This window comes from Cupriavidus sp. 207A1 (assembly GCF_057798955.1).
The window spans coordinates 1-26,753 of record NZ_JBYOJO010000026.1 but is presented as its reverse complement, the minus strand read 5'-3'; the positions used below and the strand labels follow the sequence as shown (position 1 = coordinate 26,753).

The window sequence follows — 26,753 nt, the reverse complement described above, 5'->3', positions numbered from 1 at the left end:
CCCACATGAGCCAGTTCCTTCTCTACGAGCAGCAGGACCACATCGTCACCCTGACCATGAACGAGCCCGAGCGGCGCAACCCGCTGACCGGCAATACCGCGGTGGCGGAGTTCCTGGAGGCGATCGACCGCATCCACGGCGACGGCAGCGTGCGCGCGGTGGTGATCACCGGCGCTGGCACGGCGTTCTCGTCGGGCGGCAATATCAAGGACATGGAGCGCCAGGCCTCAGGCACGGTGCCCGGCATGGAGATCCGCCAGGACTACCGCCGCGGCATCCAGCGCCTGCCGCTGGCACTGTTCAACCTGGAGGTGCCGGTGATCGCCGCGGTCAACGGCGCGGCCATGGGCGCGGGCCTGGACCTGGCCTGCATGTGCGATATCCGCATTGCCTCGGAGCGCGCGCAGTTCGCCGAGTCCTTCGTCAAGCTGGGCATCATTCCCGGCGACGGCGGCGCGTGGCTGCTGCCGCGCGTGATCGGCCTGTCGCGGGCGGCCGAGATGACCTTCACCGGCCAGCCGATCGACGCCAGGCTGGCGCTCGAATGGAACCTGGTGTCGCGCGTGGTGGCGCCCGACGCGCTGCTGCCCACCGCCTATGAACTGGCCGGCCGCATCGCCGCCAATCCGCCGCACGCGGTGCGGCTGGCCAAGCGCCTGATGCGCGAAGCCATGCATACCCGGCTGGATACGCTGCTGGAACTGTCGGCCGGCTTCCAGGCGCTGTCGCACCAGACCGCCGACCACCGCGAAGCGGTGCAGGCCTTCCTGGACAAGCGCACGCCGGTCTTTACCGGCAATTGAAGCCGCCGCAGCAATGCGCTGGCGCGGCCCTATCCCGCCACGCCCAGCGCGCCTTCGACATTGCGCACCAGGCTGACCAGGCGCGGGCCGATATCTTCCTCCAGCTGCTTGCTCTGCTGGCTGAACACCGGCACCGACGCGGCGAAGATCCACGCCTCGCCGTCGCGGCGCGTGCGCAGCGGCACGGCCACCGATTCCACTTCGCGGTGCAGGTCGCGATGGCCGCGGCAGAAGCCGTGCTCCTGCAGGTCGCGCGCGGCATCGGCCAGGCGCGCCTGCAGCCAGTCGGCGCGCGGCGGGTCGGCGGCACGCAGCTGGGCCAGGTACGCCTCGCGCTCGGCCTCGTCCAGGCGCAGCAGGTACGCGCGGCCCGAGCCGGTGCGCGTGGCCGACACGCGCGTGCCCACCTCTGGCCGGAACACATGGCTGCCAACACCCTGCGCGATCTCGACATAGGTCAGCGCATGGCCGCTGCCGACGATCAGCTCGACCTGCCCGGCGATATGGTCGGCCAGCTCCTGCATCGCCGGCCGCGCTAGCTGGCGGATGGTCATGCGCGCCAGCGCCGGCGCGGCCAGGTTGATCAGCCCGACGCCGGGCACATAGCGCGACAGCCGTTCCGAGTAATGCAGCAGGCCCAGCCCGCACAGCGTGTCGAGCAGCCGGAACAGGGTCGGCTTGGCCAGCCCGGTGCGTTCCATCAGTTCCCGGCTGCTGAGTTCCTGCACCGTTGGCGAGAAGCAGTTGAGGATCGAGACGCCGCGTGCCAGCGCGCTGACAAGGCGCGCCTCGCCGTCGGCATCGGCGGCTGGCGGGGCCACGGAAGCATGTGGAGCATTGGTCATTGCAAGGCCTGAATCTGAGTTTTTTGATACTCGCGTCTCAAAACCCGGATGTTGCCCTTCGCCTTTTCGAAAGTCAAACCGGTTTTTTGCGTTTACATGGCGGTTTTTCGACGCCAGAATCCCAATTCATCGTATCGGACGATCACTTTTCGATACAGACGTCTCAATATCCCGCCACGACTCGCAACGCTCAGCTTTCTCAGGAGACTCCGCATGCAACAAGCCGTCATCGTCGACGCTATCCGCAGCCCGATGGGCCGCTCCAAGCCGGGCTCGGCCTTTACCGAGCTCCATGCCACCGAACTGCTGGCGCAGGTGCTCAAGGCGCTGGTCGAGCGCAACCGGCTGGACCCGGGCCTGGTCGACGACGTCATCACCGGCTGCGTGACGCAGGCGGGCGAGCAGTCCGCCGGCCCCGGCCGGGTGGCGTGGCTGGCGGCGGGGTTCCCCGAGCACGTGCCGGCCACCACCATCGACCGCAAGTGCGGCTCCAGCCAGCAGGCGGTGCACTTTGCGGCGCAGGGCATCATGGCCGGCGCCTATGACATCGTCATCGCCTGCGGCATCGAGTCGATGAGCCGGGTGCCGATGGGTTCGGCGCGCATCGGCCAGAACCCGTATGGCCCGTCGATGGAAGCGCGCTATGCGCCCGGCCTGGTGTCGCAGGGCGTGGCGGCCGAGCTGGTCGCCGCCCGGTACGAGCTGTCGCGCGAGCAGATGGACAGCTACTCGGCCCGCTCGCACGAACTGGCCGCCGCCGCGCGCGAAAGCGGCGCGTTCCGCCGCGAGATCGTCGGCATCAGCACCCCCAACGGCGTGGTCGAGCACGACGAGACCATCCGTCCCGGCACCTCGGTGGAGAAGCTGGGCACGCTGCAGGCGTCGTTCCGCAACGACGAGCTGAGCGCGCGCTTCCCGCAGATCGGCTGGAACGTGACCGCGGGCAATGCCTCGCAGATCAGCGACGGCGCCGCCGCCATGCTGCTGATGAGCGAGGCCATGGCGCAGCGCCTGGGTTTGAAGCCGCGCGCGCGCTTCGTCGCGTTCGACGTCTGCGGCGACGATCCGATCGCGATGCTGACCGCTCCCATCCCCGCCAGCCAGCGCGCCATCAAGAAGAGCGGCCTGACGCTGGAGCAGATCGACCATTACGAGATCAACGAAGCCTTTGCCTGCGTGCCGCTGGCCTGGCAGCGCGCGCTCGGCGCCGACCCGGCGCGGCTGAACCCGCGCGGCGGCGCGATCGCGCTGGGCCATCCGCTGGGCGCGTCGGGCGTGCGGCTGATGACCACCATGCTGCATGCGCTGGAAGACAGCGGCCAGCGCTATGGCCTGCAGTCGATGTGCGAAGCCGGCGGCATGGCCAACGCCACCATCATCGAGCGCCTGTAAGCGGCGCCCTGCCCCATTTCCGCCATCCCGATCCCCCATCAAGGAGACTCACCATGAAACTGACCAACATGTCCGCCGTCGTCACCGGCGGCGCTTCCGGCCTGGGCCTGGCCTGCGTGCGGCGCCTGGTGGAGCGCGGCGTCGACGTGGTCATCGCCGACCTGTCGGAAGAACGCGGCAACGCCGTGGTCGACGAGTTCGGCGGCAAGGTCCGCTTCCTCAAGGCCGACGTGACCGACACCGAGCAGATGAACGCGGTCTACGACGCCGCCGAGGCCGTTGCCCCGCTGCGCGCGCTGATCCATTGCGCCGGCCTGGGTGGCCCCGTGCGCGTGGTCGAGAAGGACGGCTCGCCGGGCTCGCTGGAAAAGTACGAGTCGATCGTGCGCATCAACCTGATCGGCACCTTCAACGCGCTGCGCCTGGGCGCCGCGCGCATGGCCAGGAACGAGCTGGTCGACGGCGAACGCGGCGCCTGCGTGCTGACCGCGTCGGTGGCCGCCTACGAAGGCCAGATCGGCCAGATTCCCTATGCCTCGGCCAAGGCCGGCATCGTCGGCATGACGCTGGTGGCCGCGCGCGACCTGGCGCAGCGCGCGATCCGCGTCTGCACCATCGCCCCGGGGCTGTTCGACACCCCGCTGCTGGCCAAGCTGCCGGAGAACGTGCGCGCCTCGCTCGGCGCCATGGTGCCGCACCCGGCGCGCCTGGGCGCCCCGGACGAATATGCCTCGACCGCGCTGCACATCCTCGAGAACCCCATGCTCAACGGCGAGACCATCCGCCTGGATGGCGCCATCCGCATGGCACCGCGCTGAACCAGCCGACCAGACAGGAGAGAACTCATGAGCGATACCCTGCTGAAGGAAATCCGCGGCAACGTGATGGTGCTGACCATCAACCGCCCCGAGGCCCGCAATGCGATGGACTTCGAGACCGCCACCGCGATTGCCGCCGCGCTGGATGAACTCGATGCGCGCGACGACCTGAGTCTGGCGGTGCTGACCGGCGCCGGCGGCACCTTCTGCTCCGGCATGGACCTGAAGGGCTTCCTGGCCGGCAAGCGCCCGAGCATTCCCGGCCGCGGCTTCGGCGGCGTGACCGAGCAGCCGCCGCGCAAGGTGCTGATTGCCGCGGTCGAGGGCTATGCGCTGGCCGGCGGTTTCGAGCTGGTGCTGGCGTGCGACCTGGTGGTGGCTTCGCGCGCCGCCAGGTTCGGCCTGCCCGAGGTCAAGCGCGGCCTGGCCGCCGCCGCCGGCGGCCTGATCCGCCTGCCGCGCCGCGTGCCCTACCACGTGGCGATGGAATACGCGCTGACCGGCGACATGCTGCCGGCCGAGCGCGCCTACGAGCTGGGCCTGGTCAACCGCCTGACCGATGCCGGCGGCGCGCTCGACGCTGCGCTGCAGCTGGCCGATGCGGTCGGCGCCAACGGGCCGCTGGCCATCGCCGCCAGCAAGCAGGTGGTGGCGCAGTCCGGCGACTGGACCCGCGAGGACATGTTCGTGAAGCAGAAGCCGCTGATCGACCCGGTCTTTACTTCCGCCGACGCGCGCGAGGGCGCCGCCGCCTTCGCCGAGAAGCGCAAGCCGGTGTGGACGGGCAAGTGAAACGCCCGCACCTGACCTGAGAACGCCCGGCCGCAAGCCGGCCGTTCTTGCCTTGCCAAGCAGCCCATAAACATACGTGGAGGAGACCCATGACACCCAAGCTGCCCGCATCGCAGTCCCATACCAGCGCCGCACTGCTGCTCGCCGCCGCGGCGCTGCCCTGCGTGGCCCCCGCGGCCGCGCATGCCGCGGCCTGGCCCGAGCGGCCCATCACCATCATCGTGCCCGGCGCGCCCGGCGGCACCACCGATATCCCGACGCGGCTGGTGGCGCAGAAGCTGTCGGCCATCCTGGGCCAGCCGGTGGTGGTCGACAACAAGCCCGGCAGCGGCGGCATCATCGGCACGCAGGCCTTCATGCGCGCGGCGCCGGACGGCTACACGCTGCTGGTCGGCAATACCGGCTCGCATGCCATCAACTACAGCGCCTACAAGCAGCTGTCCTACCAGCCGCAGGATTTCCTGCCGCTGACCGACCTGATCTCGTTCGCCAACGTGCTGGTGGTCGGCGCGCAGGCCCCGGTGCGCAGCGTGCCCGAGCTGGTGGCGCAGCTCAAGCAGTCGCCCGGCAAGTATTCCTATGCCTCGGCCGGCATCGGCCAGACCACCCACCTGACCGCGGAACTGTTCCGGCTGCGCACCGGCACCGAGGTCATCCACGTCCCGTACAAGGGCTCGACGCCTGCCACCACCTCCGTGCTGGCGGGCGAAACCACCTTCATGTTCGACAACCTGACGCAGGCGCTGCCGCAGATCCGCGCCGGCAAGCTGCGCGCGCTCGCCGTGACCAGCGCCGAGCGCCTGCCCGCGCTGCCCGACGTGCCCACCATGGCGCAAGCCGGCGTCAAGGACTTCGTGGTGATGGGCTGGCTGGGCTTCTTCGCCCCGGCCAAGACCCCGCCGGCGGTGGCCGCGGCGCTGCAGGAGGCGCTGGGCAAAGCCATGCGCGATCCCGAAGTGGCGGCGCGCTTGCGCGACATGGGCGGCGTTGCCGGCGGCGAGCCGCAGCCGAAGTTCGCCGCGCTGGTGCGCGGCGAGATCCAGCGCTGGGGCGAGACCATCCGCGCCTCGAAGGTCAGCCTGGACTGACCCCGCGGGCGCCGCGCCGGGCCGACTTCGCCAAAGCGGAAGGCGGCCCGGCCCAAAGCCAAATTGACATGGCCGGGGGCCGCGGCATACCCTCGCCTTACCCTGCGGTATATTCAGTGCCCGCTTAAATTACAGACATTGCAGACATGGAAGGCGCCCGGGGTCCACAACGATAACGATAACCCCGCGACGAGACCTGCCGTGCCACGCTCCCCCGCCCCTTCCCCGTCTTCATCCCCTTCCCGCTTCGAGGGCCTGCGCCCGGCGCTGCCGATCCTGCTAGGCGCTTCGGTGATGCTGAGCCTGGCCATGGGCCTGCGCCAGAGCCTGGGCATCTTCATGCCGCCGCTGACGCGCGATATCGGCATCTCGGTGTCGGATTTCACCGTCGCCATCGCCGTGCAGAACCTGGCGTGGGGCCTGCTGCAGCCGCTGGCCGGCGCGTGGGCCACGCGCATCGGCTTCCGGCCGCTGATGATGGCGGGCTCGCTGCTCTACGTAATCGGGCTGGTGCTGCTGGCGACCGCGCACAGCATGGTCGGCGTCACGCTGGGCGCGGGCGTGGCCATCGGCGCGTCGATGGCCTGCACCGGCAGCGCGCTGGCGATGGCGGTGGCGGCGCGGCCGGTGCCGGCGGCGCTGCGCAGCACGGTGCTGGGGCTGGTGTCGGGCGCGGGCTCGCTGGGCGCGCTGCTGGCGGCGCCGATCGGGCAGATGGTGACGCAGGCCTACGGCTGGCGCACCGGCCTGGCCGCTTTCGTGCTGCTGGCGCTGGTGATGCTGCCGGCGGCATGGTCGGCCGGGCGCGTCGACCGGCTGCCGCTGGCGACGCCGGCGGGCATCGGCCAGGACAACGCGCGCCAGGCGCTGGGCACCGCGCTGCGCCACGCGCCGTTCGTGGTGATGGCGCTGGCGTACTTTGTCTGCGGCATGCAGCTGGTGTTCCTGACCACGCACCTGCCGTCGTATCTCGACGTGTGCGGCATGGACCCGATGCTCAGCGCCGAGGCGCTGGGCGTGATCGGCGGCTTCAATGTGCTGGGCAGCATTTTCTTCGGCTGGGCCGGTGGCCGCTACAACAAGCTGATGCTGCTGGGCGGCATCTATACGCTGCGTTCGCTGGCGCTGACCTGGTACTTCTCGTCGGCACCGACGCCGCAGAGCACGCTGGTGTTCGCCGCGGTGATGGGCTTCCTGTGGCTGGGCGTGGCGCCGCTGGTCTCGGGCTGGATCGCCGAGACCTTCGGCCTGCGCTGGCAGGCGATGCTGGGCGGCGTGGCCTTCTTCAGCCACCAGATCGGCAGCTTTGTCGGCGCCTTCGGCGGCGGGCTGGTCTATGACGCGCTCGGCTCCTATACCGTGGCCTGGCAGGCCGGGGTGGCGCTGGGGCTGGCGGCGGGGCTCGCGCAGATCGCTTTCGCGGTGGCGACGCGGCCGCGGCCGCCGTTGCTGGCGACGTCCTGAGCGCGGCGGCGGTAAGAACGCGCGCGCATTGTAAATCTGGCGTCACGCGGCGCGCGCCCAGGCCGGTACGGCGCGGGCCGCGCGGCTGGAACGGTTCCTGCCTGTCTGCGCAGAGACGCAATGCCCAGACCGAAGGAGGCCCCATGACCTCGACCGAACAGGAAATCCTGGTGTGCGGCCCGGAAGACGGCCGCTGGCATCTGGAAATGCGTACCGGCAACGGCGCGCCGGAGCGGCTCGACGGCGAGTTCGACTCGCCCGAGATGGCGATCGCCGGCGCCCAGCAGGTCTATCCGTCGATTCCGGTCCGCGTGACCGATATCTCCGGCGCGCCGGCCCCCTCAGCCCCGGCGCATGAAGGCTCGCTGACCGACTACCACTACGGCGGCCACAGCGTGACCCGCGACGAGAAGCTGACCGGCAGAGCACATCCGTCCAGCGATACCTCGCAGCCGCCGCCGGGCCCGCATCCCTATCAACCGACCGATCTCGGCAACCTGCCCGCGGGCACGCCGCGCCACGGCATGTACGGCGTCGCCTCCAGCCCGGCCGAGGCCGAGGCGGCCGACCGCAAGGACCAGGCCGCACGGCGCCCCGCCGGCTCGCGCGACGCCGAAGACTAGGCCCGGCGGCGCCAGCACGCGCGGCAGCACGTACAATCTCGGTTTTCCCTGCGCCTCGCCGCCCCGCCGCCATGACCACCCTCGGAACGCCCCTTTCCCCCTCCGCCACCAAAGTGATGCTGCTCGGCTCCGGCGAGCTCGGCAAGGAGGTGCTGATCGCGCTGCAGCGCCTGGGCGTGGAGACGATCGCGGTCGACCGCTATGACAACGCGCCCGGCCAGCAGGTCGCGCATCACGCCCGCACCATCGCGATGAGCGACCCGGACCAGCTCAAGGCCCTGATCGAAGCCGAGAAGCCGCACCTGGTGGTGCCCGAGATCGAGGCGATTGCCACGCCGATGCTGGAAACCCTGGAAGCCGCCGGCACCGTGCGCGTGATTCCAACCGCCCGCGCCGCGCGCCTGACCATGGACCGCGAAGGCATCCGCCGGCTCGCCGCCGAATCGCTCGGCCTGCCCACCAGCCCGTACAAGTTCTGCGATTCGCTGGAAGAACTGCAGGCCGCCATCGACGGCGGCATCGGCTACCCGTGCGTGGTCAAGCCGGTGATGAGCAGCTCCGGCAAGGGGCAGAGCAAGATCGACGGGCCCGAAGGCGTCAAGGCGGCGTGGGACTACGCCATGGCCGGCGGCCGCGTCAGCCACGGCCGCGTGATCGTCGAAGGCTTTATCGATTTCGACTACGAGATCACGCTGCTGACCGTTCGTGCCATCGGCGCCAGCGGGCAGGTCGAAACGCAGTTCTGCGCGCCGATCGGCCACGTGCAGGTCAGCGGCGACTATGTCGAGAGCTGGCAGCCGCAACCCATGCATCCCGCCGCGCTGGCCAGCGCGCAGCGCATCGCGCAGGCGGTCACCGCCGACCTGGGCGGCATGGGCCTGTTCGGCGTGGAGCTGTTCGTCAAGGGCGAGCAGGTCTGGTTCAGCGAGGTCAGCCCGCGCCCGCACGACACCGGCATGGTCACCATGGCCACGCAATGGCAGAACGAGTTCGAGCTGCATGCGCGCGCCATCCTCGGATTGCCCGTCGACACCACGCTGCGCAGCCCCGGCGCCAGCGCCGTGATCTACGGCGGCGTGGAAGCGCAGGGCGTGGTCTTCGACGGCGTCGACCAGGCCTTGCGCGTGCCGCAGACCGAGGTGCGGCTGTTCGGCAAGCCCGAGAGCTTCGCCCGCCGCCGCATGGGCGTGGCGCTGGCCTATGCCGACGACATCGACACCGCGCGCACGCGCGCCAAGGAAGCCGCCAGCCGCGTGCGCCCGCGCGCGGTGGGCTGAGGCGCGGCGCCGCTAGATCGGATGGCTGCCCGCGGCGGCACCATGCGCCGGGGCATGCTGGGCCGCCTGCACGGCCGCCACCTGCGCGGCCGCCAGCACCGGCGCGATGCGCACGCCGTTCAGGTCGGCGCCCGACGGCGCCTGGTACAGCCGCAGCCCCAGTTCGGGCAGGATCGCCAGCAGGTGGTCGAACACATCGCCCTGGATGCGCTCGTAGTCCATCCACGCGGTCAGCGCGGTAAAGCAGTAGATCTCGACCGGGATGCCCTGCGAATCGGGCTCCATCATGCGCACGTTCAGCAGCAGGTCGTGGTGGATCTCGGGGTGCGCCTTCAGGTAGGCAATGCCGTAGGCGCGGAAGGTGCCGATATTGGTCAGCCGGCGCCGGTTGACCGGGTCGTTGCCGGCGGCGATCAGCAGCCGGTTGGCCTCGTCGACCTCGCGCTGCTTTTCTTCCAGGTAGTCGTGCAGCAGGCGGAAGCGCATCAGCGCGTGGACCTCGCGGTCTTCCAGGAAGCGCACGCTGCCCGCATCCAGCCGCAAGGTGCGCTTGATCCGGCGCGCGCCGGACTCGAACATCTGGCGGTAGTTGCGATAGCTCTCCGAGAACAGCTTGTAGGTCGGCACCGTGGTCACGGTGTTGTCCCAGTTCTGCACCTTGACCGTATGCAGCGCGATGTCCTTGACGTAGCCGTCGGCATTGCACTGGGGCATTTCGATCCAGTCGCCGATGCGCAGCATGTCGTTGGAGGTCAGCTGCGTGCTGGCGACCAGCGACAGCAGCGTGTCCTTGAACACCAGCAGCAGCACCGCCGACAGCGCCCCCAGGCCGGACAGCATCCATAGCGGCGAGCGGTTGATCAGGATCGACAGCACCAGCACCGCGCACACCAGCCCCAGCCCTAGCCGTCCTACCTGGATATAGCCCTTGATCGAACGCGTCTGCGCCCGGCGGCTGCTGGCGTACACGTCCTGCCAGGCGCCCAGCACGCCGCCGAGCATCAGGAAGAAGCACACCCACAGGCTGGCATGCGCCAGGCGCTCGATCGCCAGCGCATAGCGGCCCATATGCGGGACTTCGCCGATGCCGACGGTGATCACGGCAAAGCCCACCGCGTAGCCGAAACGCCGGTAGGCGCGATGGCGCGTCAGCGCCGTGCTCCACGGCGTCTTGCCCCACACCTTCAGCACCCGGTGGGCGATGCGCGACATCACATGGCCGAACAGCCACTGCGCCAGCGCGGCGATCAGGACCAGCGCCACCAGGTATAGCGCGATCTGGGCCCACGGATGGGCAGGAATACGTTGCTGGAACAGCTCCAGCAGGGCATCGAAACTCATGGGGGGCGACTCTGGCCTTTGACTTGGCCTGATAGTGTACCGAACGCGCCCGCCCCGCTGCGCGGCGCCCGGATCCGGCTAGGCAGGCAGCAGCTTCAGCCCGCCGATGCCGACGAAGATCAGCCCGATCAGCACCAGCCGCAGCGGCGACGCGCTCTCCCCCAGGAACAGGATGCCGATCAGCGTCACGCCGATCGCGCCGATCCCGGTCCAGATCGCATAGGCCGTCCCCACCGGCAGATGCCGCAACGCCGCGCTGAGCAGATAGATGCTGGCCAGCGCGGCCCCGATGCCCAGCGCGGTCGGGCCGACGCGGGTCCAGCCATCGGTATGCTTGAGCGCCAGCGCCATCACGATCTCGATCAACCCGGCCAGCACCAGCAGCGTCCACGCCATTGCCATGTTTTTCCTCCCTTCGCTCGTGCGCCGGCACCCATTGCCGGCCACGCCCAGCCACTGTAGGCTGTGCGGATCCGCACGGGAACTGGCCGAACTTGCAAAGGGATTATGCAAACATGCAGGAAGCAGACTGGGACGACCTGAAATACTTCCTCGCCGTGGGCCAGTCCGGCTCGCTGGCCGGCGCGGCCCGCGCCCTGCACGTCAACCACTCGACGGTGCTGCGCCGGCTGGCGCGGCTGGAAGACGCCCTCGGCACGCTGCTGTTCGAGCGCCATGCCACCGGCTACGCCATGACCCCGGCCGGCGAGGCGCTGGCGCAACGGCTGGCCGGGGTGGGCGAACAGATCGATGCGGCGCAGCGCCAGCTGTCCGGCCTCGACAGCCAGCTGAGCGGCCCGTTGCGCGTGACCACCACCGACACGCTGCTGGGCGGGCTGCTGATGCCGTTGTTGGCCGAGTTCCGCGCCCTGCATCCGCGCATCCAGCTGCAGCTGGTCGTCAACAACAGCTTCCTCAGCCTGAGCCGGCGCGAGGCCGACGTCGCGATCCGGCCGGCGAACACGCCCCCCGAGTACCTGGTGGGCCGCCGCATCGGCCGGTTGCAAACGGCCCCGTACGCGGCGCGAAGCTACCTGCAGCAACTCGGGCTGCCCGCCATGGCCGACAGCCCCGCGCTGGCGGACTGGCCCGCCTATGACTGGGTCGTGCCGGACGAAGCGCTGTCGCACCTGACCCAGTCGCGCTGGATCCGCGAGCACGTGCCGGAACCGCGCCGCGTGGTCAGCGCCGACAGCCTGGTGGCGATGGCCGACGCGGTCCGGCATGGCATGGGCGCCGGCATGCTGCTGTGCCTGCTGGCCGGCGACGATCCGGCGCTGGTGCGGCTGGCGCCGCCCGACGCCGCCATGGACACCGACCTGTGGGTGCTGACCCACCCGGACCTGCGGCACAGCGCGCGCGTGCGGGCGCTGGGGGACTTCCTGCATGAGCGGCTCAGGCAAGGGCGATGGCTGGCGGGGTGACGCCACCGCGCAATGGCCGCAGACCGTCTTGGATGTGCTGTCAAAGCGCGGGCCGTCGAAAGTACAACACTGCCTCCGCCTCAGTGTGCTCGCCGGCAATCACCGCCAGTCCTTGCTTGAAATGCTTGAAAGGTAACGCCCTCGGCAAAGCGTAGTGGGATAACGCCGCCACGACCCGCCGAGCGCGCTCACTCCTATTGATCCTGCTACCGCAACGTGCGAACGCGGCGACGCGATCATAGGAATCAGTGAAACTTAGGGGCACAGAGACCCATGTTGGATCTGCTCAAGCATGCGCCGTTGCTTGAGCCGGCTGTTGGGCCATGCAGATGGCTTGGCGGCTCCCTGTCGAGCTTACTTTGGGGCTTAGCCGTGCGGGATAGATGGGTTCGGTGACGCGAGCGCGCGCTGGTAGGTCCGGCCGTGTTCCTGGAGATGCCCAGATTCCTGACGCATTCAGCTGCTGAAGACCTGCCTTAGAGCGCTCATTTCAAAATGAAGACTCGTCACACTGAAGGCGGTACACCAGAATTCCACCTTCCCACCCAAACGAGGGGACATTGTATTGAAGAAATGAATTCAATACATTGAAATTATTTAAATCACCGCTGAGTTTTTTTACTTGCGGCCTTTATCACGATCGCAAACAATCCGAAATCCGTAAGGATTAAATCAACGTCCACCCATTGGAGATTCAACTCCATGGCTCATGCCATCTTTAAGGAGGATTGATGATTAAAAAATGGAATGTCCTGGCCAGCGATGACCTTGTAAAGGACGAGTGGATGCACCTTAGTCGGCATCGTTGCCAAAGGCCCGATGGATCCATCGTCGATCCTTATTACGTTATTGGCGGACGGGATTGGGTCAACATAATGCCGGTAACTCGGACGGGGCTGGTTTATTTGATACGTGAATACCGGCATGGTTTCGGCGAGATACTGATGGGCTTGCCGGGCGGGCTGATCGACGAAGGGGAATCCTGCGCTGCAGCCGCCGTCAGAGAACTGCGGGAAGAGACCGGCTTGGCAGCATGTTCTCCACCTCTTTTGACCGGAACGATGATTGTTAACCCATCGACGCATTCAAACACGGGCTATAGCTTCCTGACGCTTGTAACAGAGCCACAGGGTTCTATAGCAACAAGCCTAGAACCGGATATCGAGGTGGTCACGTACAGTCTTGAAGAGCTGCTCGATATTGTTCTAAGTAACTCTGCAGCACTCTCCGGCTATGACGCGGCCTCGATCCTAAGAGGTCTTTTTTCGCTACGCCAACTTCCGGATTTCAAATATGACATTCTGTCGAGGGTGAGTGAAAGAGAATACGCAGGTTGAAGCGAATCCCAACGTAGAGGGTGCAGATCATGTGGACAACATTAATTGTCGCGGGTGGATTTGGTACCAGGTTGAGCCCGTTCACGAAAGTCATACCAAAACCGCTCATGCCTATAGGAGACCATAGCCTTTTGGAACGGCATATCAGCGCTCTGGCAAAAGCCGGTTCGCAGGATATTTTTATTGCCGTTCATTACTGCGCAGACCTGTTCGGAAGCATCGTAGGAGCACTGGCAGCACGATATGGCGTGAATATACAGCTGCTGCTGGAAGCGGAACCCAGAGGCACGTTCGGGTCGGCCCTGGCACTCTGTCAGGAATTGGTCGGCTGCGAAGAAAGTAAGCCGCTCATGGTACTGAACGGCGACATCGCATCAGATCTGGACCTCATCGACTTTCATCGATTCCACATAGCCAGCGGCGCCGACTTCTCGGTCGCGGTCAATGACTACATATACAGAGTGCCATATGGCGTGGTGGAATCGCACGACTCTCGGATGCTGGGAGTTAGGGAAAAACCCGCCGTTCCATTTCCTGTTCTCGCCGGCTACTACCTGATGCAGCCGTCGATTGGCACGCTTCTGGGCTCCATGAGCAATGGTGAGTTGGGTGTCGACAAGGTTCTCTCATCGCTATTGGAACGAGGATCGCATGTATCGACCTATCAGCATCATGGCAAATGGATCGACGCAGGCACGATTGAAGACCTGCACCGGGCCAACGAGCTTTTCTCACAGAGGGGAATGGCATGAGCAAAGGGAAACGGGTTCTTGTCACTGGTGCGGCCGGCTACATTGGCAGTGGCGTCTGCCGTAGGTTGTTGAGTGCTGGATTTGACGTCATCGGCATGGACAGCCTGATGTACGGGGCAACGGGCCTGCTTCCGCTTCTGGTGACGCCGCGCTTCACGTTTGTCCAACTTGATATCAGGAAATACTCGCGGCTCCAAGAGCACCTAAACCAGATCCGTCCATTTGCTGTGGTTCATCTGGCGGCCATTGTTGGAGACCCCGCCTGCAAGAAGATGCCGGAGGTCGCGCGGCAAACAAATCTGGCCGCCACCAAAGCACTGTTCGGTGCTGCCTCTGAAAACGACGCCAATCGCTTCATTTTTGCCTCGACCTGCAGCAACTATGGCCTGACTGATTCGACGGCCTTGCTCAGCGAAGACGATGCACTAAATCCGCTGTCGCTCTACGCGGAAACGAAAGTTGAGGCAGAGCACTGGCTGATGGAGAACGCAGCCACACTCGAAACCTATATCCTGCGTTTTGGAACGGCGCATGGACTATCGGCGCGGATGCGCTTTGACCTGACGGTCAACGAATTTGCTCGGGCTATCGCAATGGAGGCGCCGTTCGATGTCTACGATTCCCAGACGTGGCGACCGTACTGCCATGTCAATGACTTCGCCGAGCTGATTTGCGGCATTTGCAGCGACACTAATACTCGCACAGGCGCCAACGTTTTCAATGTTGGATCAGACCAGGAAAACTATCGCAAGATTGACCTGATCAATGCAATTGCACAGGCAACGAGCCGTACCGCGCGCTTTTCGGATACCGGCAACGGCTCGGACCGCAGGAATTACCGGGTGAGTTTCGCCAAGATCGTGGACGAACTGAAATTCAAGCCGCGATATGGCGTCGCGTACTCCGCCCGACAGATCAGCCAAGCTTTGAGCCTGGGCCTCCTTCCTTCCCATGAGGCCCACTATGCAAACGCCTGACGACCGGAGCATCGACAACTATGCCCCGCTCCTGAACGGGCGCGAGCGGGAATATGTTCTACAAGCCATCGAATCAGGCTGGGTGTCGTACGGGGGGCGGTACGTAAAGGAGTTCGAGACGTCGCTCGCACAGACGTTTGGTTGTGCCGACGCGGTGACAGTCGCGAGCGGCACCTGCGCCCTGCAACTGGCATTCGAGCTTGCCGGCGAGCGGGACACCGAGATTCTAATGCCCGCATTGACGTTTGCGGCGCCAGCAAGTGCCGCGGTACGGGCGGGTATGCATCCCGTCTTTATAGACCTGAATCCAAGGACATGGCAAATCGACGATGAAGTGCTCGGGGAATTTCTGGAAGAACGATGCGTGCGCCGAGACGGCCGCGTCGTCAACATAGCCTCCGGCAGGCCGGTTTCGACGATCTGCCTCGTACATCTGTGGGGTGCCCTCGCAAGGTTGGATCGCATTCATGCGCTATCCAGGCAATGGAATCTGGTGGTCATTCATGATGCCGCGCAATGCTTGGGCGCCTGCTACAAGGGAATGCCACTGGGCGCCTCCGTGCCCGACGATCAAGCCGATCAGATCATCTTCACAACTAGCTTCAACGCCAACAAGATCATCACGACAGGAGCAGGAGGCGCACTAATCGCCAATTCTCGAATGCTCTGTCGCAAGGCACGCCATCTTTCGTCGACGGCCAAGGCCGATACGATGTCGTTCTTTCATGACGATTATGGATTGAACTTCCGCATGAGCAACGTCAATGCCGCCATAGGTGTTGCCCAGATGGAGCTGCTGTTCGACCGCATTCGTCGAAAGCGAATACTTCACGAATACTACGCTACAGCCATCCAGAAGCGAGTGAATGGTGTGCGGCTTGCTCAGCATACGCCTGAGTCAGGCGGCATCTGCTGGATGACGTGCATCGAGCTGCCGCAGCCGTCCAGATCCGTCATCGAAAAACTTGTGGCACAACACATCATGGCGCGTCCGGTCTGGATTCCCCTTCCGCAGCTTCCTGTCTATTCGCGCTTTCAGTACTATCAGCACGACGCGTTCTCCACACATCTGCATGAGCATGCCATCATGCTTCCCTCAGGTCCCGGCATTACCGAAGCACAGGTGGATCGCGTCGTATCCGCGCTGGCGGAGGCGTGCAGATGACATATCTCGGATATTTTTTCAATTACGCCAGCTGTGTGGAAGAAGGCCGGTACTGCCAATCACCGCACACGACATTGCGCGAGCTCCGAGCGCACACGGATCTGCTTCAGCCGCTTACGGGCTGGTACGAACACACCTATCGCCGCGCCGTCTTCGAAGAAGTGGCAAAGCCTAGGCTCCTGGACCCGTCTGACTTGCGGGGCATACGCTCCGCGAGGGTCACACAACTGGTACTGTTCCTCTGTGCTGCCATGGTGATGCGGCAACACGGAGCGCCAACGCATGTCGCGGGATATTCTCTCGGCTATGGCGCAGCGTTTGCGCTGTCAGGCGTACTGACGTTTCCGACTTTTGTGCACGATGTTTTCAGCGCGAATTTTCCTTATGCAGAGGACAACCATGCGGCACTTCAGGAAGATCGGCTGCGCTCCTGCATCCTGTATGACCCAACGGAGTCCACCTTTTGCGACACCGTCGCAAGTGCCATCCAGCACCATTTTCCCGAAGTGATCGTCAAAGACGACCGCCCCCCATTCTGCATGCAGGTAGTAGCCCCCCAGACGGTACTGGACGCGCTTCGTGCATGGGTATTCCGCTCTTTCCCGGCGGCTGCCTCGCACTCCACAAGGATGATCAGCAGCGATTCCGCCCATCTTTACCCTGACAGATACAGGGCCGTGAAGGCAGCATTCCGGCAGGTAGCCTACGGAAAACCGACTCTGGACATTGTCACGCACCAGCACGGCGTCCTTCGCCAGGGGCAATTGCCCGAAGATGGTGGCGGCGTGCTTTTCGACGCGATCCAGGCGCCGCTCTCGATGCGGCGAGTCGTCGATAACCTCGTCGCCTATCGCGGGCCACTGATCATGTTCGGATCTGCCAGGACGGCAGATTTTGTCTTCTTCGGTTTGGGCAGCAAGGCATTGAACCGGCCGCTCCTTGACTGGGAGCAAGCGCTGCTGCAACGCGACACATCGATTCTCATGCCTAGCGCCGCCGACTGGCGATAGCCGTTCAGACATATTGCAAGGACTCAGACTCCGATGCTGAAGCGGATCGAAAGCGGATCGTATTCTTCCGGCAACCAACCGTCCGAAGACATTTGCGGCTATGTGGCCGATGACACGTCTGTGCACGCCTGGGTCATCGACGGCGCTACCGGAATCGCTCCATCCTTGATGCTGGCGCCCAATCATTCCGACGCCGAATGGTATGCGCTCCGGATCAACTGGCACTTGCATCGCTCGATCGTGTGCAATGGTACAACGCACGATTCGGATGCGCTTCTCGCGTCTGCCATCGACGCTGCGAATGCGGACTGCCGTGAATTGATCAAGGATCGCGCTGCCGATGCGCACCTTCTTCCCTCTGCCTCGGTCATCCTCGCAAAGGTGCAACGGGATTCGGGAGGCCACCGGGTTTCCTTTGCCAAACTCGGAGATTGCTGCGGCGTGTTACGGGCTGGACCTGCATCGGCTCATATCGTGGAATCCACGCTCGGACCATGGTTTGACCTGGAATTCGATGCACTCGCTGCGCGCCTCGCAAAGACGCATGGTGACGACCAACGGCGAAGCGCTGTCCTGACCGAGATTTCGGGATGCCTGCTGGTCAGGCGCAAGACAATGAACCAACCAGGGGGCTATGCCATCGCGGCACCAAACTGGGATCCCTCCACCCTTGCGTTCGAAACTTTCCATTCCATTGAACCGCCATCGCTAATGCTGTTGAGCGATGGCGCTGCCAGGCTGGTCGACAAATATCGCGCCTGTACCTTGGAAGAGGCGCTGGACGAAGTATTCAGGATCGGGGTGGCGGGACTCGTACGCAAGGTCCGAGAAATCGAGCGCGACGATCCGGCCTGCCAGTCGTGGCCGAGATTGAAGGCATCCGACGACGCCACGATTGTCGCACTTCAGGTCGGTGCACATGTTCCATGAAGCCCGCCGGATCGCCGGGCTGGCTGCGCCTACGCTCGGAATGCAACTTACTGCCATTGGCATGATGAGCATCGACTCAGTCATGGCCGGGCGCTTCGGCACTTCGGATCTAGCCGCCATCGGTATCGGCAGTGCCCTTTACGTGGCCTTGCTGGTTATCCTGACTGGGATTGCCAATGGCATCACACCTGTCGCTGCGCGACTCTGGGGGAGCGGTGCAATTACCGAACTGCGCGCCGTGCTATCGGCTGGCATGGTCCTCTCAATCGGATGCGCCCTGCTTTCCTATCCCCTGCTCATGACCTGCCTCGCCATGCTGGTCGACACCGATCCGGTGACCATGGGCAAGACCGGCTCATTCCTCGGCGTACTCTCCATTGGCTTGCCTGCACTCCTGGCCTACCGGCTGCTGTTTGCGATGGAAGCGGCAACTGGACGTCCCGCAGCATTCATGTGGATCAATATTGCCGGTCTGATATTGAAAGTGCCGCTGAATTTCGCCCTGATGAGCGCGACCATCGACGACACGGGCGAACGACTGGGAGTGGTGGGCTGTGCTGCCTCGTCCGTGATCATCTCGTGGGCGAGCCTGGCCATCTGCTGCCATCTCTTGCGACGCAGCAACGTCCTGAGGGGGTTGGGTCGCCGCCAAGATCTCCGGATCTCACTGACCGCGTTAAAGCTTGTTCTGCAAGCCACGATCCCAGTCTCTGCGGTTCAGTTCGTTGAAATCGTCTCATTTTCAGGCATGGCTATCCTGATCGCCAGCGCGGGATCGAATGCGTCTGCTGCACATCAGATCGCGGCCAGCATTGCCACGCTCGTCTTCATGTTGCCGCTATCTGTCGCCATTGCGTCGGGCGCGCTGATTGCCAGATCCGCCGGAGCGAGCGCATTTTCTGAGGAGATCTTGACATTCAGGGCAGGCCTGCTGATGGCCTGCTCTCTAGCGGCAGCAACAACGGTGGGCCTGCTGCTCGGACGGAGCGCAATTGCCGCGCTGTTCACGGCCGATGCCGATGTGGCTGCCCTGGCGTCCAGAATGCTCTTCTGGGTAGCTGCCAGCCAGATGGCCGATGCCATACAGATCTATTTCTGCGTGGTGCTTCGCTCCTACCGCATAGCATGGCCGGCAGTTGCCGTGGCTGGGGTCTTGCGCTGTGGTCTCGGACTTGGCTTGGGTGCATGGATGGCATTCCGCCTGGATGGCTTCGGCCCTGTCGGCGTATGGATAGGCGGATTTATCGCGCTGTGCGCGGCAGCACTTGCCATCGGCGCAATCTTTCATCGGAAGGTTGCATCTCAGCGACGACTTGAAATGGAAGTGGCGCGCTAACGTTCTGACAACCGAGGGACATCCAACATGCGTACGAAGTGACAGAGAATGCCTCAACACAGCGGCGTTAAGCCGCGTCAGGCAACGCTAACAGTAGTGACAGATAAATTGCGCTCTACGATGGCGGGACGGCCTTACGCCGCCGGCGCATACATCTCCAGCAACTGCTCATCCGTAAAGCCCCATTCCGCCGCGTTCTCGAACGCCACCACGGTCTCGTCGCCATGGCGCAGGTCGATCAGTTCGGTCGGCACCGGCCGCGACTGCGACACCGAATAGAACGCCATCACCTTGGGCCGCAGCGGGTCGGCGTCATGCTGGGCGCACACCACCGCCAGCCGGTTGGAGCGCAGCCGCAGCACCGTGCCGAGCGGGTAGATGCCGACTGTGCGCGAGAAGGCCTTGAACACGCGCCGGTCGAACAGCGTGTCGACGCGCACCGCCATGTATTCCATGGCGCGGGCCGGTGACCATGGCTGGTGTCCGGGGTGGCTGGCGGTGAGGGTGTCATAGGTATCGCAGATCGCGCCGATCCTGGCGTGCACGCTCAGTTCGTGCCCGACCAGGCCGAAGGGAAAGCCGCGCCCGTCGACGCGCTCATGGTGGTGGACGCAGACGTCGAGCGGGATATTGGAATAGAGCCGGGCTTCGTTGAGGATGCGGTAGCCGGCGGAGGGATGGCGGCGGTAGGCCTCCTCCTGCTCGGGCGTACGCTCGCCGGCGCGGAGGCTGACGGCGCCGGGCACGGCCAGCTTGCCGATGTCATGCACCAGGCCGGCCAGGCCCAGTTCGCGCACCTCGTCGTCGGGCAGCCCCAGCGTGCGGCCGACCGCGATCATCAGCGCGCAGACCGCGAAGGCATGCAGGTAGTTGTCGTCGCCGCGCGCCTTGAGTCGCGCCAGCGCGAGCAGCGCCTGCCCATGCCGCGACAGCGAGCGCGACGCCGCGTCGACCAGCAGCAGCGCGCCGCTGACGTCCAGCGCCCGCCCCATGCGCACGTCGGCAAACATCGAGCCGATCACGGCCTTGCCGGACTGCAGCAGTTCGCGCGCATGCACGATCTCGGCTTCGAGCGTGGTGGCTGGCGGCGCGTGGGCCGGGCCCTCGGCCCCGGTTGCGGGGTGGGCCGTGGCAAGGCCCGACGCGGCGTTGGCGGCCCCTTCCGGCACCGGCACGTTGCGGCCCTTCAGGATATCGATCCACACTTCGCGTACGCCCGCCGACCGGATCTGCCGTACCTGCTCCTCGCTGGCGACCAGGAAGCGCGCGCGCCAGAACGGATGGTTGATCCAGGGCCCGCCCAGCCTGGCGACGAACATCCCGACCTGCAATTGCTCCGATCCAATGCGTCTCAGCATGCGCCCCCTCGGATGATGGTTTTCTCGTTGTCCTTCCGGATATCGGCGGCGGCGGACATAACTTGAGCGTCGGCCACGGCGGCAGGAACCGTGCCGCGCACCCTTGTCAAGCGCCGCCCGAATGCCCGGACGGCGCCGTCGGGCATTGCCGGGCCGGGCCATGGCCGCCGCTACAATGGCTGGCCCAGTGCTCACAGACGCCAGCCAGTCGCCCCCGTTCACCCATGTCCGGAACGTACACGCTAGTCGGCATCGCCCGTGCCAAGACCCACCGCCGCGACGCGCTGGTCTCCCAGCTCGCTGCGCTGCGCTCGCGCGGGCTGACCGAGCCCGGCTGCCTGGACTATCACGTCGGGCAGGATGCCGAGGACGCGCGGGTGTTCGTCATCTACATGGTCTGGGATTCCAAGCGCGCGCTCGAATCGCACCTGAACCGCCCCTATATGCGCGATTTCCATGCCGCGCGCGCCGACTTCGTCGAGGGCGATTTCAGCTTCCGCTGGCTCAACGCCGCCTGAGCGCAAGGCGCTATCCCGGTCACTTTCCGCTGCTCCAGCGCGCCGGCCGCCGCTTGTCATTCCCGCCGCACCGACCTATCAATCAAGGTGACGCCCGCCCCGGGCGCGGCAGGAGTGCACCATGGAGATCAGGGATGGATTTGCCGGCACCATCGGCCACACGCCGCTGATCCGGCTGGCCGGCCTGAGCGCCGACACCGGCTGCGACATCTACGGCAAGGCGGAATTCCTCAATCCCGGCGGCTCGGTCAAGGACCGCGCGGCGCTCTACATCATCCGCGACGCCGAGCGGCGCGGGCTGCTGAAGCCGGGCGGCACGGTGATCGAAGGCACGGCGGGCAATACCGGCATCGGCCTGGCGCACCTGTGCGCGGCGCGCGGCTACCGCTGCATCGTGGTGATCCCCGACACGCAATCGCCGGAAAAGATGGAGCGGCTGCGCATGCTCGGCGCCGAAGTGCGCGCGGTACCGGCCAAGCCGTACGCCGATCCCGACAACTACCAGAAGATCGCCGGCCGGCTCGCCGACCAGACCGAAAACGCGATCTGGGCCAACCAGTTCGACAACCTCGCCAACCGCCAGGCCCACTACGAGACCACCGGCCCCGAGATCTGGCACGCCACCACCGGCCATATCGACGCCTTCACCTGCGCCACCGGCACGGGCGGCTCGCTCGCGGGCATCGCGCGCTGCCTGAAGGAACACAAGCCGGGCGTGCGCATCGTGCTGGCCGACCCGCACGGCAGCGGCCTGTACCATTTCGTCAAGCACCGAGAGGTCAAGGCCGAAGGCAGCTCGATCACCGAAGGCATCGGTTCCAGCCGCGTCACCGCCAACCTGCAGGACACCCCCATCGACGATGCCGTGCGCATCGACGACCAGACCTGCGTGGACATGGTCTACCGGCTGCTGCGCGAGGAAGGGCTGTTCGTGGGCGGTTCATCCGGCATCAATGTCGGCGCTGCGGTGGCGCTGGCGCGCGAGATGGGACCAGGGCACACCATCGTCACGCTGCTGTGCGACCGTGGCGACCTGTATATGGGACGGCTGTTCAATGAGGCGTGGCTGCAGGGCAAGGGGCTGCAGCCGATTCCGTTCCGCCGGGCCAGCCCCGCCGGATAACGGGATAACGCCCGGGCTAGGCCGCCTTCAGCCGCCGCCACAGCGTGGTCGGGCTGATGCCGAGGATATGGCAGGCGGCGGTGCGGTCGCCGCCGCACTCTTCCAGCACGCGCCGGATATGGTCGACCTCGCTCGATTGCTTGATGCGCGCCAGCGACCGGCGCGCCCGCGCGGCTGGCGCCGCGGCTGCGGCTTCGGGTTCAACCGCGGGCGCGACCTCGCCGAACAGCTCGGGCGCCGCGGCCTGCAGTTCGCGCTGCTGGGCCTCGCCGTCGAGCCGGCGGCCGGCGACCAGGACCGCGATGCGCTCGGTCACGTTTTCCAGCTCGCGGATATTGCCGGGCCAGCGGTAGCGCGCCAGCCGGGCGCGCGCCGCGGCAGGCAGGCGCTGCGGGCGCTCCAGGCCCAGCCGGTCCTGCGCGCGGCGGTACAGCAGCTCGGCCAGTTCGGGCAGGTCTTCGGCGCGCTCGCGCAGCGGCGGCATGGCAATGCGCAGGATGTTGAGGCGGTAATACAGGTCCTGGCGGAAGCTGCCGTCGCGCACCATCGCGGCCAGGTCCCGATGGGTGGCGGCGATCACGCGCACGTTCACCGGCACCGCGTCCAGCCCGCCGATCGGCAGCACCTGTTTTTCCTGCAGCACGCGCAGCAGCCGCGTCTGCAGCGCGGGCGGCATGTCGCCCACCTCGTCGAGAAACAGCGTGCCGTTGTGGGCCGATTCGAACAGGCCTGCCTTGCCGCCGCGGCGCGCGCCGGTGAAGGCGCCCTCTTCGTAGCCGAACAGCTCGCTTTCCAGCAGTGCCTCGGGAAAGGCGGCGCAATTGACCGCCACGAACGGGAACGCGCGGCGCGGGCTGGCATCGTGCATGCCTTGCGCCAGCACCTCCTTGCCGGTGCCGCTCTCGCCGCCGATCAGCACGGTGGAGTCCACCACGGCATAGCGCCGCGCCAGTTCGCGCAGCGCCGTCATCGCGGCCGAGGTGCCGGCCAGGTCGTCCAGGCTGTAGCGCACCGCCGCCGGCCGCGCGCGGCTGCGCGAGCGCAGGTTGCGGTCGACGCGCTGGATCGCGCTGGCGTCCTGGATGGTCAGCACCGCGCCGGTGGTGCCGGCCTCGGAAAGAATGGGAATGCGGTTGACCACCACCATCTTGTCGCCGAGCTTGTGGATCGCCTCGAGCTCCTTGTCGCCGCTCTGCATCACCCCTTCCAGCGCCAGGCTGGGCGCCAGCGTCTGCAGCTTGCGCCCGACCGCGGCGGCGGCCGAGGTGCCGAGGAAGCGCTCCATCGCCGGGTTGAACGACTGGATCCGGCCTTGCGCGTCGACCGCCGCGACGCCCTCGTTCAGGTGCGCCAGGATGGTGTTGACGTAGTCGCGGCGGGTGGCCTCGATGCGGCGCAGGCGCGCCGCCTCGATCGCGTCTTCCAGTGCCATGCGCACCGAGTTGCCCGAGTACAGGAACACTCCGGTCAGGCCATAGCGGTCGGCCAGGTCGGTCACCAGGCCGGGGCCCACCACCACCTGGATGCCCTCCTGCTTGAGCGCCTTCACGCGCGCCACCGCGTCATCCTCGGTCAGGTAGGTGTAGGCCGGCACCGACAGCGAGAACGCGCGCACGAATTCATCGACCTCGGCGTAGGTTGCCGCGTGCGTGACCAGCGCCACCCGCGGCGAGATCCGCCGCGCGGTGGCCAGTGCGCTCATCACGTCGAAGCCCGTGACCTTGACCAGCACAACCGGCACGTCCACATGCTGGCGCAGATAGGCGCCGTTGGAGCCGCCGGCGACGACCACGTCGAGCCGGCCCTCGCGCACCTCGCGCGACACCGCGCTGGCGGCGGCCTCGAAACCCTTGCCGACGATGCGGAATTCGGCGCGGTCGGCATAGGCCGGGATCAGGTCGGCAAAGGCGCGCGCGAGGCGGCTGATGCCGATTGCCCAGATGCGCGGGCGGCCTTGCGCGGAAACGGGAGGAGCCATGATGCGGTGCGGAAGGAAAGTGGGATGAAAGGCGGGATGAACAAGCGTACAGTGCTGTCACATTGTCCGCCACGATGCCCGGGATTTCAACTTTGAATTCCAAAACACAGGTCGTGGATTTCAAAAGTGCGGAAAACCCGGCACGGAACCCGCGGAGGTGCCTGTCGCCCTGCCCGCCAGCCCAGCGCTGGCAAGGGATTCCGGGTTTTCCGGCTGCTTTCGCCGAGCCTGGCACACCCCTTGCAGTATTCGGCTTGTCCTGTTCACCAACGCATACGCCATGACCTACTCCGCTTCCGACCTCGCGCGCTCCGCTGGCGCCCGTTTCCGCCAGGCGCTTGCCGACGAACATCCGCTGCAGGTGGTCGGCGCCATCAACGCCAACCACGCGCTGCTGGCCAAGCGCGCCGGCTACCGGGCCATCTATCTGTCGGGCGGCGGCGTGGCGGCCGGCTCGCTGGGCCTGCCGGACCTGGGTATCTCGAACCTGGATGACGTGCTCACCGATATCCGCCGCATCACCGACGTGTGCGACACGCCGCTGCTGGTCGATGTCGACACCGGCTTCGGCGCCTCGGCCTTCAACGTGGCCCGTACCACCAAGTCGCTGATCAAGTTCGGCGCCGCGGCCATGCATATCGAGGACCAGGTCGGCGCCAAGCGCTGCGGCCACCGTCCCAACAAGGAAATCGTCACCCAGGGCGAAATGGTCGACCGCATCAAGGCCGCCGTCGACGCCCGCACCGACGAGAACTTCGTCATCATGGCCCGCACCGATGCGCTGGCCGTGGAAGGCCTGGACAGCGCCATCGAGCGCGCCGTGGCCTGCGTCGAAGCCGGCGCCGACGCCATCTTCCCGGAAGCCATGACCGACCTCGGCATGTATCGCAAGTTCGTCGACGCGGTGAAGGTGCCGGTACTGGCCAACATCACCGAGTTCGGCGCCACGCCGCTGTTCACCACCGAAGAACTGGGCGGTGCCGGCGTGTCGATGGTGCTGTACCCGCTGTCGGCCTTCCGCGCCATGAACAAGGCGGCGGAAAACGTCTACGCGGCGATCCGCCGCGACGGCACGCAGAAGAACGTGGTCGATACCATGCAGACCCGCGCCGAGCTCTACGAGAGCATCGGCTACCATGACTTCGAGCAGAAGCTCGACGCCCTGTTCGCGCAAGGCAAGGGCAAGTAAGCAACCAGACGCAGGCGCGGCCGGGCCGGGGACATCCCCTCCCGGCCGCTTGCACGACCAAGACAGGCAACACCAGGCATCACACCAAGGAGACCCAGATGTCCGAAGCGCAACCGCTCGTCACTCCCAAGCCCAAGAAATCCGTCGCGCTGTCGGGCGTGACCGCCGGCAACACCGCGCTGTGCACCGTCGGCCGCACCGGCAATGACCTGCACTACCGCGGCTACGACATCCTCGACATCGCCGAGACCTGCGAATTCGAGGAGATCGCCCACCTGCTGGTGCACGGCAAGCTGCCGACCAAATCCGAGCTGGCCGCCTACAAGGCCAAGCTGAAGTCGCTGCGCGGCCTGCCCGCCAACGTCAAGGCGGCGCTGGAATGGGTGCCCGCCAGCGCCCATCCGATGGACGTGATGCGCACCGGCGTGTCGGTGCTGGGCACGGTGCTGCCGGAGAAGGAAGACCACAACACCCCGGGCGCGCGCGACATCGCCGACCGGCTGATGGCCAGCCTCGGCTCGATGCTGCTGTACTGGTACCACTACAGCCACAACGGCCGCCGCATCGAAGTGGAGACCGACGATGACTCGATCGGTGGCCACTTCCTGCACCTGCTGCACGGCGAGAAGCCGTCGGCGCTGTGGGAGCGCGCCATGAACACCTCGCTCAACCTGTACGCCGAGCACGAGTTCAACGCCTCGACCTTCACCGCGCGCGTGATCGCCGGCACCGGCTCGGACATGTACTCGTCGATCGCCGGCGCGATCGGCGCGCTGCGCGGCCCCAAGCACGGCGGCGCCAACGAGGTCGCGTTCGAGATCCAGAAGCGCTACGACAACCCGGACGAGGCCCAGGCCGACATCACCCGCCGCGTCGAGAACAAGGAGGTCGTAATCGGCTTCGGCCACCCGGTGTACACCACCGGCGACCCGCGCAACCAGGTGATCAAGGAAGTGGCGAAGAAGCTGTCGAAGGACGCCGGCTCGATGAAGATGTTCGACATCGCCGAGCGCCTGGAAACGGTGATGTGGGACATCAAGAAAATGTTCCCCAACCTGGACTGGTTCAGCGCGGTCAGCTACCACATGATGGGCGTGCCCACCGCGATGTTCACGCCGCTGTTCGTGATCTCGCGCACCTCGGGCTGGGCCGCGCACATCATCGAGCAGCGCATCGACAACAAGATCATCCGCCCCAGCGCCAACTACACCGG

Annotated in this window: 25 protein-coding genes; 20 read left to right on the top strand and 5 right to left on the bottom strand. The window is 65.9% G+C overall.

What is annotated here, in order from left to right:
- Positions 1 to 5: 5 nt before the first annotated feature.
- Positions 6 to 803, top strand: coding sequence for a crotonase/enoyl-CoA hydratase family protein (locus AC3FMM_RS30800; RefSeq protein WP_115709525.1), 798 nt, complete (start codon positions 6 to 8; stop codon positions 801 to 803).
- 29 nt (positions 804 to 832) lie between these two features.
- Here the strand turns inward: AC3FMM_RS30800 and AC3FMM_RS30795 are convergent, their stop codons facing one another.
- Positions 833 to 1,648, bottom strand: coding sequence for an IclR family transcriptional regulator (locus tag AC3FMM_RS30795; protein ID WP_116312586.1), 816 nt, complete (start codon positions 1,646 to 1,648; stop codon positions 833 to 835).
- Between the two features lie 213 nt (positions 1,649 to 1,861).
- Between AC3FMM_RS30795 and AC3FMM_RS30790 the strand changes: the two genes are divergently transcribed.
- The 7 genes from AC3FMM_RS30790 (at position 1,862) to purT (ending at position 9,102) form a co-directional block, all read left to right on the top strand.
- Positions 1,862 to 3,040: a thiolase family protein gene (locus tag AC3FMM_RS30790; RefSeq protein WP_116312587.1), complete on the top strand. Its 1,179-nt coding sequence runs from the start codon at positions 1,862 to 1,864 to the stop codon at positions 3,038 to 3,040.
- A gap of 53 nt (positions 3,041 to 3,093) precedes the next feature.
- Positions 3,094 to 3,858, top strand: coding sequence for an SDR family NAD(P)-dependent oxidoreductase (locus tag AC3FMM_RS30785; RefSeq protein WP_115709529.1), 765 nt, complete (start codon positions 3,094 to 3,096; stop codon positions 3,856 to 3,858).
- A 27-nt stretch (positions 3,859 to 3,885) separates the two neighbouring features.
- The gene (locus AC3FMM_RS30780; protein ID WP_115680267.1) at positions 3,886 to 4,650 is read left to right on the top strand and encodes a crotonase/enoyl-CoA hydratase family protein; all 765 of its coding nucleotides are present in this window, start codon (positions 3,886 to 3,888) and stop codon (positions 4,648 to 4,650) included.
- 89 nt (positions 4,651 to 4,739) lie between these two features.
- Complete coding sequence (locus AC3FMM_RS30775) at positions 4,740 to 5,738, top strand: Bug family tripartite tricarboxylate transporter substrate binding protein (protein WP_116312588.1); 999 nt, start codon at positions 4,740 to 4,742, stop codon at positions 5,736 to 5,738.
- A gap of 294 nt (positions 5,739 to 6,032) precedes the next feature.
- A complete protein-coding gene (locus tag AC3FMM_RS30770; RefSeq protein WP_488688250.1) occupies positions 6,033 to 7,202 on the top strand; it encodes an MFS transporter in 1,170 nt (389 codons plus the stop codon).
- A gap of 143 nt (positions 7,203 to 7,345) precedes the next feature.
- Complete coding sequence (locus AC3FMM_RS30765; protein WP_115709532.1) at positions 7,346 to 7,825, top strand: hypothetical protein; 480 nt, start codon at positions 7,346 to 7,348, stop codon at positions 7,823 to 7,825.
- Positions 7,826 to 7,896: 71 nt separating this feature from the next.
- Positions 7,897 to 9,102: a formate-dependent phosphoribosylglycinamide formyltransferase gene (gene purT, locus AC3FMM_RS30760; protein ID WP_115680271.1), complete on the top strand. Its 1,206-nt coding sequence runs from the start codon at positions 7,897 to 7,899 to the stop codon at positions 9,100 to 9,102.
- Between the two features lie 12 nt (positions 9,103 to 9,114).
- On the opposite strand, the gene AC3FMM_RS30755 is transcribed toward purT, so the two are convergent.
- Both AC3FMM_RS30755 and AC3FMM_RS30750 read right to left on the bottom strand, forming a co-directional pair.
- Positions 9,115 to 10,443 (bottom strand): mechanosensitive ion channel family protein, encoded by a 1,329-nt coding sequence (locus AC3FMM_RS30755; RefSeq protein ID WP_115709533.1) that lies wholly within the window; start codon positions 10,441 to 10,443, stop codon positions 9,115 to 9,117.
- Between the two features lie 78 nt (positions 10,444 to 10,521).
- Complete coding sequence (locus tag AC3FMM_RS30750; protein ID WP_115680273.1) at positions 10,522 to 10,839, bottom strand: DMT family transporter; 318 nt, start codon at positions 10,837 to 10,839, stop codon at positions 10,522 to 10,524.
- 119 nt (positions 10,840 to 10,958) lie between these two features.
- On the opposite strand from AC3FMM_RS30750, the gene AC3FMM_RS30745 reads away from it, so the two are divergent.
- The 8 genes from AC3FMM_RS30745 (at position 10,959) to AC3FMM_RS30710 (ending at position 19,374) form a co-directional block, all read left to right on the top strand.
- Complete coding sequence (locus AC3FMM_RS30745) at positions 10,959 to 11,867, top strand: LysR family transcriptional regulator (protein WP_115709534.1); 909 nt, start codon at positions 10,959 to 10,961, stop codon at positions 11,865 to 11,867.
- A 731-nt stretch (positions 11,868 to 12,598) separates the two neighbouring features.
- Complete coding sequence (locus AC3FMM_RS30740; protein ID WP_488688218.1) at positions 12,599 to 13,204, top strand: NUDIX hydrolase; 606 nt, start codon at positions 12,599 to 12,601, stop codon at positions 13,202 to 13,204.
- Between the two features lie 29 nt (positions 13,205 to 13,233).
- Entirely contained in the window at positions 13,234 to 13,956 is a 723-nt protein-coding gene (locus tag AC3FMM_RS30735) for a sugar phosphate nucleotidyltransferase (RefSeq protein WP_488688216.1), read from the top strand.
- A complete protein-coding gene (locus AC3FMM_RS30730; protein WP_488688214.1) occupies positions 13,953 to 14,933 on the top strand; it encodes an NAD-dependent epimerase/dehydratase family protein in 981 nt (326 codons plus the stop codon). The genes AC3FMM_RS30735 and AC3FMM_RS30730 overlap by 4 nt, the downstream gene beginning before the upstream one ends.
- Positions 14,920 to 16,098: an aminotransferase class I/II-fold pyridoxal phosphate-dependent enzyme gene (locus AC3FMM_RS30725; protein ID WP_488688212.1), complete on the top strand. Its 1,179-nt coding sequence runs from the start codon at positions 14,920 to 14,922 to the stop codon at positions 16,096 to 16,098. The genes AC3FMM_RS30730 and AC3FMM_RS30725 overlap by 14 nt, the downstream gene beginning before the upstream one ends.
- Positions 16,095 to 17,108 (top strand): hypothetical protein, encoded by a 1,014-nt coding sequence (locus tag AC3FMM_RS30720; protein WP_488688210.1) that lies wholly within the window; start codon positions 16,095 to 16,097, stop codon positions 17,106 to 17,108. The genes AC3FMM_RS30725 and AC3FMM_RS30720 overlap by 4 nt, the downstream gene beginning before the upstream one ends.
- 33 nt (positions 17,109 to 17,141) lie before the next feature.
- Positions 17,142 to 18,038 carry a hypothetical protein gene (locus AC3FMM_RS30715; RefSeq protein WP_488688208.1) on the top strand — a complete coding sequence of 299 codons (897 nt, stop codon included), beginning with the start codon at positions 17,142 to 17,144 and terminating at the stop codon, positions 18,036 to 18,038.
- Complete coding sequence (locus tag AC3FMM_RS30710; protein WP_488688206.1) at positions 18,028 to 19,374, top strand: MATE family efflux transporter; 1,347 nt, start codon at positions 18,028 to 18,030, stop codon at positions 19,372 to 19,374. The genes AC3FMM_RS30715 and AC3FMM_RS30710 overlap by 11 nt, the downstream gene beginning before the upstream one ends.
- 134 nt (positions 19,375 to 19,508) lie before the next feature.
- On the opposite strand, the gene AC3FMM_RS30705 is transcribed toward AC3FMM_RS30710, so the two are convergent.
- Entirely contained in the window at positions 19,509 to 20,732 is a 1,224-nt protein-coding gene (locus tag AC3FMM_RS30705; RefSeq protein ID WP_115709535.1) for an HD-GYP domain-containing protein, read from the bottom strand.
- Between the two features lie 224 nt (positions 20,733 to 20,956).
- Between AC3FMM_RS30705 and AC3FMM_RS30700 the strand changes: the two genes are divergently transcribed.
- Entirely contained in the window at positions 20,957 to 21,250 is a 294-nt protein-coding gene (locus AC3FMM_RS30700; protein WP_062799507.1) for a putative quinol monooxygenase, read from the top strand.
- Between the two features lie 121 nt (positions 21,251 to 21,371).
- Positions 21,372 to 22,373, top strand: a complete 1,002-nt coding sequence (locus AC3FMM_RS30695; RefSeq protein WP_115709536.1) for a cysteine synthase A — start codon at positions 21,372 to 21,374, stop codon at positions 22,371 to 22,373.
- 16 nt (positions 22,374 to 22,389) lie between these two features.
- Here AC3FMM_RS30695 and prpR read toward each other — a convergent pair whose 3' ends face one another.
- A complete protein-coding gene (gene prpR / locus AC3FMM_RS30690) occupies positions 22,390 to 24,351 on the bottom strand; it encodes a propionate catabolism operon regulatory protein PrpR (protein ID WP_116312592.1) in 1,962 nt (653 codons plus the stop codon).
- A gap of 280 nt (positions 24,352 to 24,631) precedes the next feature.
- Here prpR and prpB point away from each other — a divergent pair, with 280 nt between their 5' ends.
- Both prpB and prpC read left to right on the top strand, forming a co-directional pair.
- Entirely contained in the window at positions 24,632 to 25,540 is a 909-nt protein-coding gene (gene prpB, locus AC3FMM_RS30685) for a methylisocitrate lyase (protein WP_115703169.1), read from the top strand.
- A gap of 98 nt (positions 25,541 to 25,638) precedes the next feature.
- A partial coding sequence (gene prpC / locus AC3FMM_RS30680; protein ID WP_488688202.1) for a bifunctional 2-methylcitrate synthase/citrate synthase occupies positions 25,639 to 26,753 on the top strand: 1,115 nt, incomplete at its 3' end.